This is a genomic window from Corynebacterium tuingiense (assembly GCF_046718165.1).
Lineage (GTDB): Bacteria > Actinomycetota > Actinomycetes > Mycobacteriales > Mycobacteriaceae > Corynebacterium.
In genome coordinates this window covers 1759120-1772594 of record NZ_CP177101.1, presented here as the reverse complement: position 1 = coordinate 1772594, position 13475 = coordinate 1759120, and the positions used below count along the sequence as shown (strand labels likewise).

Here is a 13475-nt window from a genome sequence, read left to right as displayed (position 1 = left end):
AACCACACGTAGTCTAAGGCCATGTTGAATAAAGTCATAGCCTCAGTAGAGGAGGCCGTCGCGGATATCCCGGACGGTTCCTCCATCGCGGTGGGCGGATTCGGCCTTGTGGGTATTCCAGCGCAGCTTATTACCGCGCTGCGTTCCCAAGGTGCGAGCGAGCTCACCATCATTTCCAATAACCTTGGTACGGATGATTTCGGCCTAGGTCTGCTGCTCAAGGATCACCGCATCGCCCGCTCCATCGGTTCCTACCTGGGAACCAATAAGGAATATGCGCGTCAGTACCTCGAGGGGGAGCTCACTGTCGAGTTCACCCCGCAGGGTACCTTGGCAGAGCGCATGCGCGCCGGTGGTGCGGGCATTCCAGCCTTCTATACCAAGGCTGGCGTGGGCACGCCGCTTGCCGATGGCGATATCCCCACCCGCTACAACCCCGACGGCACCATTGCGGAGACCTCCGCACCGAAGGAAACCCGCGAGTTCAACGGCGAGCTCTACGTCATGGAAGAAGCCCTCACCCCAGACTTCGCCTTCGTCCACGCCGCTCGCGCGGACCGCTTTGGCAACCTCGCCTTTAATAAGACCGCCCAGAACTTCAACCCCGATGCGGCCAAATCTGCCGATATCACCATCGTGCAAGCGGAGCAGCTGGTCGAGGCCGTACCGTCCGCTGAGGTGGATGTGCCCGGAATCTACGTAGACCGCGTAGTGGAAGTGGGCAAGCAAGAAACCGGAATCGAATTCAGGACGGTGAGCAAGTAATGACCTGGTCACGCGAAGAAATGGCGGCACGCGCCGCACAAGAACTGGACAATGGTGACTACGTCAACCTGGGCATCGGCATGCCGACGCTCATCCCCGGCTACCTGCCAGAGGGCCGCGAGGTGGTCCTGCACTCTGAGAACGGAATCTTGGGCGTTGGTGCCTACCCTGAAGAGGACAAGGTGGATCCGGAGCTTATCAACGCCGGTAAAGAAACCATTACCGAAGCCCCTGGTGCATCCTTCTTCTCCTCGTCCGAGTCCTTTGCCATGATCCGCTCCCGCGCCATCGATGTTGCGGTGCTCGGCGCCATGGAGGTATCCCAGTTTGGCGACCTAGCCAACTGGATGATCCCCGGCAAGATGGTCAAGGGCATGGGCGGTGCGATGGACCTAGTGCATGGAGCCAAGCGCATCGTGGTGATGATGCAACACGTATCCAAGCACGGCGATTCCAAGATTCTGGCGGAGTGCCAGCTGCCGCTGACCGGCGCTCGCTGTGTGGATCTGATTATCACGGACCGCGCCGTATTCACCGTGGACGAGCTGGAGGGCCTGACGCTTATCGAGGTCGCCGAGGGCGAAACCGAGGAGTCCATCCGCGAGGTCACGGACGCACCCTTTAAGGTAGCGCTCGACTAATTAGTTGTGGACGTGAAAAATCGCCGCTTCCCGGGAAAGGCTGGGAAGCGGCGATTTAGTGTTCCGTGAGTGGATTAGACATCGCGCAGGTCTACGCCCTTGGTTTCAGGCAGGATGTACATGCTGATAAGCGTCAGGATGCACAGTGCGACGACGTAGAAGCCAGAAGCCCAAGTAAGGCCGTGGGCCACGAACCACTGGTAGATATACGGTGCGGTACCGCCGAAGACGGCGACAGACAGCGAGTAGGCCAGGCCGATGCTGCGGGTGCGCTGGGCGGTGGGGAAGACCTCGGACATGATGGAGGACAATAGCGCGCCGCCGGCAGCAACGATGACCACGCCGATGGTCGAGGCCACCAGCAGGGTCCAGGGGCGGTCATCGATGAAGTTCATCAGTGGGATCTGCAGGATGGCTAGGCCGATGGCGCAGATATAAATGACGGGTTTGCGGCCGATCTTATCGGACAGGCTGCCCCACAGCGGGAGGGCGATGAGACCCGCAGTCTGTGCGGCCACGGTGACCCAATAAGCACCCTGAGTGGACATCCCCTCGTGGCTAATGGCGTAGGTGGAAACATAGGAGGTCCACGTGTAGTGCGAGGCCGTAACGCCGGAGACCATACCCACGACGAGCAAGATATTCTGCCACGCCGGGCGGACAACAGAGGCCGGCTTTTCCGAGTTCACGGACTTCTTGGTGCGCTTCGGAGCCTCAACGGTGGGCTCGGCGCTATCGATTTCCTGGAAGTGATCCGATTCCTTCATGTGGCGGCGCAGATACAACGCAACCAACGCTGCCGCGGCACCCAGGAGGAACGGAATGCGCCAGCCCCAAGCGCCAATCTGCTCGTCCGTCAGGACCAGTGAAATGCCGCCACCCAAGACGTAGGCGATGACCGAGCCGCCGAAGATGGAGACGTAAACCATGGAACCCCAGCGGCCGCGGTGGGCGTTCGGGGCGATTTCGGGGATGTAGCTATTGGCGGCTGCGGATTCACCGCCGTGTGCAAAGCCCTGCAACACGCGGATAAGGAGCAGGCCGACAGAAGCCCAGATGCCAATGGTTTCGTAGGTGGGCAGCAAGCCGATGAGGACGGAGGCGCTGGCCATCATGATGATGGTGGTCATCAAGACGGTCTTGCGGCCGCGCTGATCAGCGATGCGGCCAAAGATGATGCCACCCAGTGGGCGGACCAAGAAGCCGACGGCAAAGACGCCGAAGGTGGCAAGCAGCGCGGAGGCGGTATCGCCCTTGTCGAACATCGCTGCGGCGATGAATGGGGCGAAGACCGCGTAGGAGCTCCACTCGTACCATTCAAGGACCTGGCCGGTCAGGCTGGCTGCGAGGGATTTGCGGTCCGTTTTGGTCGCGCCCGATGACGAAGTGGGTGTGGGGCTCGGCGGGGCGGTAGAAGTCAATGTTCCTCCTAGGGATGGGTCCGAATTATTGAGGAAGATATTACGCAAATCATACTTCGATTAGTTCGCGATGTAGGCCACGAAAATCTCGGCACCGGCTAGGTAGATTTGGTTACTGACTAGAAACTGCATGTCTTCCACCACTTTTTAGGGGAGGAGACCGCAAAAACTTCATGTTCGCTAAGTGAACGGTAGTGCGCACTGTGACCCCGGATAGGGGTATTTGGGTAAAATCTTTGCCGTAACGAGCTTGGAATTCGCAGGAAAAGGTCATTTCTGACCGGAATTCCAGCACTGAAAATTTGGGTGTGGTGTAGCGTGTGAGCCACGACACGGAAGGTTTTCGAAGAGTCTTGAACCACCAAAGTGAACCATCACTGTGAACCAACCGAGTCTTTCCGGAGCCACACCCTAAGGAGGGATTTATGACTGCTCTTAGTCCCGAGGAACTAAGTTCAGAAGGCCTCGCCGAAATCATGGCCGCGGGCGGACGCCCAGCCGATAGCGAGCGCAAGATCAACATCATCGATACCACCCTGCGTGATGCGCACCAGAGCATCTGGGCCACCCGCATGACCACGAGCCACATCCTTTCACTGTTGGATGACATCACCAACGCTGGTTTCGAGCACGTGGACTTGGTAGCGCCCATCCAGTTCGACGTCTCCGTGCGCTACCTCAAGGAAGACCCGTGGGAGCGCGTTCGCCTCGTGCACGAGAACGCCGCGCCGGGCACTAAGTTCCGCGCCCTGATTCGCTCCAAGAACCTGGCTTCCTTCGACTTCTTGCCGGATGATGCCATCTTGAACTGGACCGAGCGCCTCTACGCCAATGGCTTCCGTGTGATCGGCTCCTTCGATGGGTTGAATGACATCGACAACATCGACCAGGGCCTCAAGCTGGCCAAGGAACTCGGAGCCGAAACCTTCGGCGCATTGTCCTACTGCTTGAGCCCGGTGCACACCGATGACCTGTACAAGCGGAAGGCCACGGAGCTGCTCGAGCGCACCGATGTGGACCGCATCATGCTGAAGGACGCCGGCGGCCTGCTTACTCCGGACCGTTTGAAGACCCTCATCCCGGCGATCCGCAGCTCCATCGGTGACGTACCGCTCGAGGTACACACCCACTCGCTGACCGGACTGTCCCCGCTGACCTACCTCTACGCAGCGGAATTGGGCGTGGATTCTATCCACACCTCCATCGCTCCGCTGGCCAATGGCCCGGGACAGCCAGCCACCCAGGCCGTGGTGCGCGACCTTCGCGCGCTGGGGTACACGGTGGACGTTGACGATGAGCGCATCGATTCCGCCAGCGAGCGCATTCAGGAAATCGCCGATACGGAAGATAAGCCAGTAGGTGTTCCGCGCGCATTCGATGGCCTGCACTACATGCACCAGCTACCCGGCGGCATGCTTACCAACTTCGAATCCCAGCTGGAAACCGCTGGGTTGGGGGACCGCTTCGAAGAGTTGCTGTACGAGGTTGCACGCGTGCGCGAAGAGCTCGCATACCCCATCATGATTACGCCGTTTGCCCAGTTCGTGGGTACCCAGGCCGTCATGAACGTGATGACGGGTGACCGTTACTCCGTGGTCCCGAACGAGATTAAGAAGTACGCCTTGGGCTACTACGGCGAGCCGCTCGCCCCGCTGGACCCAGACGTGCTGGAGAAGATCATGGCCAACGGATCCTCCGAAATCACGGAGGAAATCCCAGAACTTAAGCCGGTCCTGCCGGATCTGAAGAAGGCTCACCCGGACGAGGACATCGACACTCTGTTGCTGCGCGTGATGTTCGCCGGCAGCCAGGTCGATGAAATGAAGCGCTTTGTGGCCGAAGGCCGCGGCGGCGAGGGTGAAGGCGTCAAGGGTGGCGTCCTTACCTCCCCGGTACAGCAAATCTACGACTCTTCCGATACCACCGACTTCCACCTCAAGACTTCCGACTTGGAAATCAACCTCACCAAAGGAGAAAAGTAACCATGACTGATTCCACCAACTTGCACGACCTGAAGTCCCTGCTGAAGTGGGCCAACCTTTCTGATGACATCCAAGAGCTGCAGATTAAGTACGGCGACGTCGAGCTCGCGATGTCCCGCACCCCAGGTGGCCTGAACCGCCCGGCACCGGCTCCGGAAGCCGCTCCGGCCGCAGCTCCAGCAGCAGCACCAGCACAGGAGGCCGCACCGGCTTCCGCTCCGGCCGCTGAACCTGAGTCCAAGCCTGCTCCGGCGCAGGAGGAAGCTCCGAAGGAAGAGCCAAAGGCCTCCGGTTCCGGTGAGCCGTCCGCAGAGGGCGAAACCGTGAAGGCTCCCATGGTTGGTACCTTCTATGCTGCTCCGAAGCCGGGTGCAGATCCCTTCGTCAAGGTTGGCGACGAGGTTGAGGTGGGCCAGGTGCTGTGCATCGTCGAGGTCATGAAGCTGATGAACAACATCGAGTCCAAGGTCGCTGGCACCGTGAAGGAAATCCTTGTAGATAACGAGGATGCCGTGGAGCACGGCCAGCCCATCATGGTCATCCAGCCGAAGTAATCGACCTGGAGGAAAATATGTCAGATCTATTAGGTAGCGTGCTCATTGCTAACCGCGGTGAGATTGCGCTTCGCATCATTCGCGCCTGCAAGGAATTGGGCATCAAGTCCATCCTTACTTATTCCGAAGGCGATAAGGACTCCTTGCCGGTAAAGCTCGCCGATCAAGCAGTCTGCATCGGCCCAGCGAATGTCTCCAAGAGCTACAACAGCCCCGAGCTGGTTATTTCTGCCGCCATGGCGTACAAGGCGGATGCCATTCACCCAGGCTACGGCTTCTTGTCCGAGAAGCCGGACTTTGTCCGCATGGTGGAAGAAGAAGAGATCGGCTTTGTTGGCCCTTCGGCTGAGCACATCGGCTTGATGGGTGACAAGATCGCGGCTAAGCGCATCGCTAAGTCCGCCGGTGTTCCCACCGTTCCGGGCTCCGACGGTGTGGTCACCGAGTTCGATGAGGCCCTCGAGGTTGCCCATAACACCGGTTTCCCGCTGCTGATTAAGGCAGCCGCCGGCGGTGGTGGACGCGGTATGCGCGTGGTGGAATCCGAGGACACGCTGGAAAAGGACCTCAACGAGATCATGAACGAGGCAGAGTCCGCGTTCAATGACCCGTCGGTCTACATCGAGCGCTTCTTGACGGATATCCGCCACATCGAGATCCAGGTGCTGGCCGATGGAGAAAACGCCGTCGCCCTGGGCGAGCGCGACTGCACCTCGCAGCGCCGCAACCAGAAGCTCATTGAGGAAGGCCCTTCGCCAGTGCTGACTGATGAGCTGCGCCAGGAGATGCAGGAAGCCGCGATTAACCTGTGTAAAGAGGTGAAGTACAAGAACGCCGGAACCATCGAGTTCGTCTTCGATAACACCGAAGATAAGTTCTACTTCATCGAGATGAACACCCGCATCCAGGTGGAGCACCCCGTAACGGAGATGATCACCGGTGTGGACCTCATCAAGGAGCAGTTGCGCATTGCCTCTGGGCAGAAGCTGTCCATCACCCAGGATGATGTGGAGATTCGTGGCCACGCCATCGAGTGCCGCATCAACGCCGAGGATCCGAACCAGAACTTCGCGCCGCGGCCGGGCAAGATCGAACACTACCGCGTGCCAGGTGGCTTCGGTGTGCGCATGGATACCCACATCGAGACGGGATACACCATCCCGCCGTTCTATGACTCCATGGTGGGCAAGCTCATCGTATGGGCAGAAGACCGCGATGAGGCCATTACCCGTATGCTGCGCGCCATCGACGAGCTGCAGGTAGAAGGCGTTGTCACCACGGCGCCATTCCAGGCCATGCTGTTGGACAGTGAAAAGTTCCGCAGCGGCGAGTTCAACACTGGTTACGTTGCCAAGCTGCTGGAAGGTACCGACTCCATCCCTACGGATGACTAACCCCGGCTCCTTCTAGCGAGAGAGTGCAGGTTCCGCTTTGTGCTGGCCTGCACTCTTTTGCATTTTAAGCCTCTACAATTACATCTCTATGTCACGCCTGGTTCCAGGCTTTGCTTAGTCCCATACGTGTGGGGAAGGAAAAACAATGTTGGTTATTGCCGCCATGCTGGTCGGCGCCATCGTGCCGGCGCAAACGGCCATTAATACTCGTCTGCGCGAGTCCGTGGGCTCGCCCATCGCCGCCGGGTTCTTCTCCTTCATTATCGGCTTTGCCGTCTCCGCCATCCTCGCGCTCATTGTCACCGGTGACGCGATACCGGACCTAGCGCTGGCGGCTGCGCAACCGTGGTGGGTGTGGCTCGGCGGCTTTATGGGCGTGGCCTTCATCGTGGGAAATATCCTGCTCTTCCCGCGCATCGGCAGCGTAGAAACCGTCATCCTGCCCATCCTGGGACAGGTGACGATGGGCCTTATTTATGATCTGACCGGCCTCTTTGAATCCCCCTTGGTTCCCGTCGGCCCCCTGCGCATCCTCGGCGCGCTCATCGTTGTGGGCGGCATCGCCTTGGTGCTAGAAATCGGCCGGGGCGCTGCCACCACGCGCGCGCAAGCTACTGGGCTTTCGCTGTGGCTATGGCGGGTTTTCGGCGTGCTCATCGGCATGGGCTCTGCCACCCAAACCGCCGTCAACGGCTACCTGGGAGGCGCGTTGCACAGCCCCATGCCCGCCAGCGTCATTTCCCTGGGGGTTGGTGTGATCCTGTTGGCCCTGCTCACCGTAGGCTGGAAGGCACCCCGCCGCGCCCTTCTGAGCGGTATCGCCCCAGGTCCCTGGTGGATGTGGCTCGGCGGTGTGCTCGGCGCGCTCTTTGTGGTTGGTGGAGCGACGCTTTCGCCCATGATCGGCACTGGCACGACGGTCATCGGCTCGCTGGTGGGCTCAATCATTTGCGGCCAGGTCATTGAATCGCTGGGCTGGGGCAATGCCAAGCGCGGCCTGCCGCCGGTCCACCGCATCATCGGCTTGGTCTTGGTCATTATCGGTGTGATTATGGTGCGCGCCCTATAGGGCTGTGCCGCGCTTGCCGATGCCCCCTTCTTTCTCCCTTCGCTCCCACTCCCGGCCAGGGAGGGGGAGCGAAGGGTTATTGCCGCCAGCGCTCTAAGGTGAGCTTGGGGCTTAGTGCGCGGGAGACGCATGGCGCGAAGGCGCCCTCGGCATACATTTGCGCGTCATAGACGGAATCGCGGTGATCTGGTTCGCCCTCGACCACGCGCATCAGGCAGGTGCTGCACGTGCCTTCCAGGCAGCGCGATTTTACGGGCAGATCGAGATCCTCGAGGACCTCTAGGACCGTCTTATTTTCTGGGATTTCTACCGTCTCACCGCAAAATTCCACCTCGAACGGACCGTCGCCGGCCCCGGCGTTTTTCTCACCGGATAGCGCTTTGAGATCAGGGTGGAAGTTCTCCCAGTGAAAGGCGTGATCGGGTAGGTAGTCGAGCGCGATTTCTTTGGCGGAATCCATAAATCCTTGCGGGCCGCAGACATAAAAGGCCGTCTCCTTCGGTGCTTGGCCCAGCAGATGCCGGTAGATGTCTGCTTGCTTCTCGCGCGGGCGGCCAAAGACCTCAATGAGCTTATCACCGCAGGTGTCGCGCAATTGCTCGAGCAGCACCGCGTGGTGTTCATCGCGTGCGAAAAAGAGCACGATATACGGCTTGTTCTCGCGCTCGAGGGATTGGGCCATCGAGAGCATGGGGGTAATGCCTACGCCGGCGCCAACCAAGACGTAGTAGCCGGCGTGTGCCACGAGCTCGAAGTTATTAAATGCCCGCGAGATTTCAAAACTATCCCCGCAGCGCAGTTTCAGCATCGCAATCGATCCACCCGTGGAGTTTTCCTCCCGCTTTACCGCGACGCCATATGTTGGCTTCTCCTGATGGCCAGCAGCAGGGGAAGAGGCACCGGCCATCTCAAAAACCGAGTACTGGCGGGTAAGCATCTCACCGTTAGCTCCCGGGAGGGTGATATCGACGTGGCAGCCGGGGGAGTAATCTGCGAGCGGAGCATCACCGTCCAGCGAAAATTCGATAACCGCAAGGTCATCGGCTACGGCGGTGACGTTTTCCACCGTGGCGGTGGTGGAGGGGGCATCGGCAAGCTGGGATGCAGATTGGGAAGGAGAACTAGGCATAGGGGTGAATAGACCTCACTTTCGTGGCTGTGGTTCATTGCCAATTCACTGAATGTAATGCACGTCATGGTACAGCCTAAAAGGAGAGACAGGTTACAAAAGCGTTCGCATAGCGGACACGTGTGCGCCTAGTATACCTATATGGGGTGAGCAGGCGGAGAGTTTGCAAAATCTGCCAAGACGGGCATTTTTGCTATTTGCGCAGGAGAGGATAGGTGCTGTGAAGACGGGTGTAGCGGCGGTGTTCGTGCCCGGTAATTTCCCGGAAAATTGCATTCAAAATTCATTGCAGTGGAGGGCAGTGTCTCTATAGGCTTACGTGCACAGCTAAATGGTGAACTAGACCACATAGTTAGGAAATATGTGTGGTGTAGCACCAAGATTGGAAAGGTTGTTCACTCCCCATGACTGCTCCTACCGAAACTCGGACGGAACCAAAGGTTCTGCCCATGTCCGATAATCCCTATGAGGATTTCCGCTACTTCTACCGCGATGGCATGGATCTGCGCCCATCGCCGAAGCGCCGCGTGGACAAGCCCGGCTGGTCCACCCTGCGTCACAATATCTTTGACCACTGGCACACTGTCCATGATGAGTGGGAAGGCTACGACACTCCGCAAACGCGTTTGCTCGATGATCACATGTGGCAAACCGATGAGCAGGGTGCCGCTTTGGCGGAGTCCTTCCGCCGCGATGGTGCAAAGGAATCGCGCGCTAAATTTGAGCAGGCGCTGAATGAAGGAATCGAGACCGTCGAGAACCCATCGCCGGAATTGGTGGCCTTCTTCGAACAGGTCGATAACATCCCAGACTGGATCGACCTTGAAGCCGCCGAGCGCGGGCGCGTCGCCTACTACAACGCCACCCCGAGCGCGGACCTTCTCACCTTCAACTTTGGCTACTGGGCCACCACCATGGAAGACCGCACTTCCGCGGCCACTGGCGAGACTGGGATGTTCGAGTTCAAGGCCATGCAACGTGCACTGGAGACCTCCAAGTTCTTCGTGGACTTGGGCAAACAAGACGTCTTCGACCGCTTTGGGGAAGGCCGCAAGGCCGCAGTCCACGTCCGCCTGCTGCACGCCCAGGCCAACCGCGGTCTGGAAAAGCTCTGGGGGAAGGAGCATTACAACGAATTCGGACGGCCGATTGGCTCCAGCTTCCTGGTCTCCGGTGAAGGCTGGTTCGCGCTCATGCCGCTGGCCATCGACGAGCTTTTCGGACGCCCCCACTCCGGCCAGGACTGGGACGACGTTGCCCAGTATTGGGCATATGTGCTGTACATGATGGGTGGGGAAGAGCGCATCATCCCCAAGACCGGCGATGAAATGCGCAAGATGACTGACTTCATCTACGCAAACGGCGGGCGTTCTTCGACGTACCACCAGCGGGTGGCTACGGCACTGATGTCCATCGTGGAACAGATGAATCCGGACCTTCCACTAGAAATGTTGGGCTCGCTGGCCACGCTGGTGGGAGAAGAGGACACCAAGTTCATGGTGGAAGGAACCCGCTGGGCCGATATGGACTTTTCCCAGGCGGCCAAAGACTTCGAAGCCAAGGCGCGCGCAGAGGCAAAGGAAGCCCGCGAAGCCGATGAAAAACCGGGCGCGGAGGAATACAAGAAGCACAACGCCACGCAAGGTCGCCCACTGTGGATCAATGCGTTGGAAGAAGTGCAAGAGCACATCAACAACCATGAGCCAGACGTCAAGGCCGAGTGGACCCTGCACGATGATTCCAAGGAAGCCCGTCGAAACTAGCCGGCGCACTCGCTGCTAGTTACCAAAGTTTAATAATAAGGAAGGGAATAAAACACAATGACTGCTCCCACAGATACCTCTGACGTTGCTAACACGTCGCAGGCGGAACCAAAGGTTCTGCCCATGTCCGATAATCCTTATGAGGATTTCCGCTACTTCTACCGCGATGGCATGGACCTGCGCCCGGCGCCGAAGCGTCGCACCGCGGCCCCAGGCTGGTCGGAGTTGCGGCACAATGTCTTCGACTCCTGGCACACGGTAGAAGATGACTGGGCAGGCTACGATAGCCTGCAAACCAAGCTTCTCGATGACCACATGTGGCAGACCGACGAGACCGGTGAAAAGCTGGCGGAGGCCTTCCGCCGTGACGGTGCAAAGGAATCGCGCGCTAAGTTTGAGCAGGCGCTCAACCACGGCATCGAGACGGTAGAGGACCCGGCCCCGGAGTTGGTGGACTTCTTTAAAGAGGTAGACCGAATTCCGGAGTGGCTGGACCTCGAGGCCGCAGAGCGCGGCCGCGTGGCCTACTACAACGTCACGCGCACCTCAGAGGTTTTGGCTATTGCCTTCGCATACTGGGCTACCACGATGGAGGACCGCACATCGGCGGCCACGGGTGAGACTGGGATGTTCGAGTTTAAGGCCATGCAGCGCTCCATTGAAACGGCGCAATTCTTCACGGATTTGGGCAAGAAGGACGTCTTTGACCGCTTCGGTGAAGGCCGCAAGGCTGCCGTGCGCGTCCGCCTGCTGCACTCCCAGGCTAATCGCGGCTTGGAGAAGATGTGGGGCAAGGAGCACTACAACGAGTTCGGCCGGCCGATTGGCTCCAGCTTCCTGGTCTCCGGTGAGGGCTGGTTCGGGATGATGCCGTTGGCCATCGACGAGCGCTTTGGCCGGCCGCACTCCGGCCAGGACTGGGACGATGTGGCCCAGTACTGGGGATATATCCTTTATATGATGGGTGCTGAAGAGCGGCTCATCCCTAAGACCGGCGATGAAATGCGCAAGATGACGGATTATATCTACGCCAATGGTGGATATTCCTCCACCTACCATGAGCGCGTAGCCACCGCCTTGATGAGCATTCTCGAAACCATCCACCCGCTGGTCCCCAATGTGGCCTTAGGAGCGTTGACCACCATCTGCGGTGTGGAAGACACCAAGTTCATGGTCAAGGGCACGCGCTGGGAAAAGGTGAACCTCAAGCCGTGGGCCCTGCTATACCAGGGCGCAGCGCGGGCAGAGGCCAAGGTTGCCCGCCTGCGGGACAAGCTGCCGGGTGCGCAAAAAGCAAAGATTAAGCGCGCTAATAAGAATAAGCCGCCATGGTCCGATGTTACCGCGGTGATTAAGGCGCACATCGCGAAAAACGAGCCAGAGACCAAGTCCGATTACACGCTGCACGATGACTCTAAAGAAGCTCGCAGCTAACCCATCTCCACACCATTCTCAGAGGAGAACACCATGACTACCAATATGTCCCTAGGCACCGTAGGCGAGTGGCCTGCCGGTCGCGGCGATAAGGAAGAATTCATCGCTACCTTTGGCAAAGAGCGCGCCGACCGCTACCACGAGGCTTTCTGGAAGATGGACCCAGTAGCTGATGCGCTTTTTACCAGTGGCCACACCGTCAAGGAAATCATGCCTAACCTGCGCGATGCCCTCGCGCGCGGCACTGCCAACGAGGACACCTTCCCAGAGGTTGCTGCCCTCATCGAGGACATGACTAAGGCCCTCGACGGCATCGATGCCGAGAAGCTGGAGCGCGGCCGCCGCGTCTACTTGTCCATCCCGCCGCTCAGCCACGGCCTGGCGCTGGGCCCGGGCTCGCTGGTCCACACCTATTCCACCCCGGCGATCGCGGACTTATTGGTCAATACCGGTGAGCTTACCGATGGCGCCGTCAAGCGCCTTGCCTACACCACCAACTGGACCTATTCGCTCTACCTGCCGGATGCGCTGCAGCCCGGCGGCGAAGGCTTCATCCACACCGGCATGGTGCGCGCCATCCACGCCCACGTGCGGCGCGTACACACCCGCAAGGAGCTGGACTACTCCCACTACGGTGCGCCGATTAGCGAGTTCGACATGCTGCGCACCTGGTTCGACTTCACCTACATTCCGTACGCCGGCCTGCGCAACATGGGCTGGAAGCTCACCGCGGAAGAGGAAAAGGACGCGTTCTACCTGTGGAAGATTACCGGGCGCATGCTGGGCATTTCTGCGGACCTTTTCGAAGGCGAGGATGGAGTAGAGGCCTCCCAGGAGACCATGGACGCCATCCACACCGTCGACGGCGAGATCAACGAGTCGGCCCGTAAGCTTGTCGATGCCCTCATGGACGGCTTCGTCGTCAATGCCAAGGAGCTCACGGGAATGCCTGATGACACCCTGGCGGACTGGACCGCTGCGCACGTGCGCATCATTCACGGCGATGAGGTCGCCGATGCCTGCGGTGTGGACAACTCGGTTATGCGCCCCATCCTGGAAATGGAGGCGCCACTGGTGCAGGAGCGCTTCGATCTCCTCCGCAAAGACCCAGAGGCTCTCGAAGCGGAAATCCAGAAGAACGAGGAGGCAGTGCGCCAGATGCTCACCCGCGATGCCACCTACATGAAGCAGGATGAGGGCATCAAGATGAAGGATGGCTCGGTCGTCGCGGCCTCCTAAACAATTCACCCACATTCATGGGTGACGCAGTTAATAAAACTTAAGTACTCTTGTGGCAGGCGAACACAGAGTGTGCTCGCCGCC

11 protein-coding genes are annotated in these 13475 nt (G+C 59.2%); 9 read left to right on the top strand and 2 right to left on the bottom strand.

Translation table 11 applies throughout. The features are described from left to right. The first annotated feature begins 21 nt into the window (after positions 1-21). Together ACLI1T_RS08425 and ACLI1T_RS08420 are read left to right on the top strand one after the other, a co-directional pair. Complete coding sequence (locus ACLI1T_RS08425; RefSeq protein ID WP_411702409.1) at positions 22-765, top strand: CoA transferase subunit A; 744 nt, start codon at positions 22-24, stop codon at positions 763-765. Beyond that, a complete protein-coding gene (locus tag ACLI1T_RS08420) occupies positions 765-1406 on the top strand; it encodes a 3-oxoacid CoA-transferase subunit B (RefSeq protein ID WP_005278126.1) in 642 nt (213 codons plus the stop codon). The genes ACLI1T_RS08425 and ACLI1T_RS08420 overlap by 1 nt, the downstream gene beginning before the upstream one ends. A 74-nt stretch (positions 1407-1480) precedes the next feature. On the opposite strand, the gene ACLI1T_RS08415 is transcribed toward ACLI1T_RS08420, so the two are convergent. Continuing rightward, a complete protein-coding gene (locus tag ACLI1T_RS08415) occupies positions 1481-2827 on the bottom strand; it encodes an MFS transporter (RefSeq protein WP_411702408.1) in 1347 nt (448 codons plus the stop codon). A gap of 425 nt (positions 2828-3252) precedes the next feature. Between ACLI1T_RS08415 and ACLI1T_RS08410 the strand changes: the two genes are divergently transcribed. The 4 genes from ACLI1T_RS08410 (at position 3253) to ACLI1T_RS08395 (ending at position 7826) form a co-directional block, all read left to right on the top strand. Beyond that, entirely contained in the window at positions 3253-4809 is a 1557-nt protein-coding gene (locus ACLI1T_RS08410; protein WP_411702407.1) for a pyruvate carboxylase, read from the top strand. A 2-nt stretch (positions 4810-4811) separates the two neighbouring features. Continuing rightward, complete coding sequence (accB, locus tag ACLI1T_RS08405; protein ID WP_349857563.1) at positions 4812-5363, top strand: acetyl-CoA carboxylase biotin carboxyl carrier protein; 552 nt, start codon at positions 4812-4814, stop codon at positions 5361-5363. A gap of 17 nt (positions 5364-5380) precedes the next feature. Continuing rightward, positions 5381-6757, top strand: coding sequence for an acetyl-CoA carboxylase biotin carboxylase subunit (gene accC / locus ACLI1T_RS08400; RefSeq protein ID WP_005284133.1), 1377 nt, complete (start codon positions 5381-5383; stop codon positions 6755-6757). A gap of 145 nt (positions 6758-6902) precedes the next feature. Beyond that, the gene (locus ACLI1T_RS08395) at positions 6903-7826 is read left to right on the top strand and encodes a DMT family transporter (RefSeq protein ID WP_023017154.1); all 924 of its coding nucleotides are present in this window, start codon (positions 6903-6905) and stop codon (positions 7824-7826) included. A gap of 76 nt (positions 7827-7902) precedes the next feature. Here the strand turns inward: ACLI1T_RS08395 and ACLI1T_RS08390 are convergent, their stop codons facing one another. Beyond that, a complete protein-coding gene (locus ACLI1T_RS08390) occupies positions 7903-8955 on the bottom strand; it encodes a PDR/VanB family oxidoreductase (protein WP_411702406.1) in 1053 nt (350 codons plus the stop codon). A 404-nt stretch (positions 8956-9359) separates the two neighbouring features. Between ACLI1T_RS08390 and ACLI1T_RS08385 the strand changes: the two genes are divergently transcribed. Genes ACLI1T_RS08385 through ACLI1T_RS08375 form a run of 3 tightly spaced genes read left to right on the top strand, consistent with a single transcriptional unit; the run spans position 9360 to position 13391 of the window. Beyond that, positions 9360-10718 carry an oxygenase MpaB family protein gene (locus ACLI1T_RS08385; RefSeq protein ID WP_411702405.1) on the top strand — a complete coding sequence of 453 codons (1359 nt, stop codon included), beginning with the start codon at positions 9360-9362 and terminating at the stop codon, positions 10716-10718. 57 nt (positions 10719-10775) lie between these two features. Continuing rightward, positions 10776-12152 (top strand): oxygenase MpaB family protein, encoded by a 1377-nt coding sequence (locus ACLI1T_RS08380; RefSeq protein WP_284869523.1) that lies wholly within the window; start codon positions 10776-10778, stop codon positions 12150-12152. 33 nt (positions 12153-12185) lie between these two features. Then, entirely contained in the window at positions 12186-13391 is a 1206-nt protein-coding gene (locus ACLI1T_RS08375; RefSeq protein ID WP_411702404.1) for an oxygenase MpaB family protein, read from the top strand. The last annotated feature ends 84 nt before the right edge of the window (positions 13392-13475 follow it).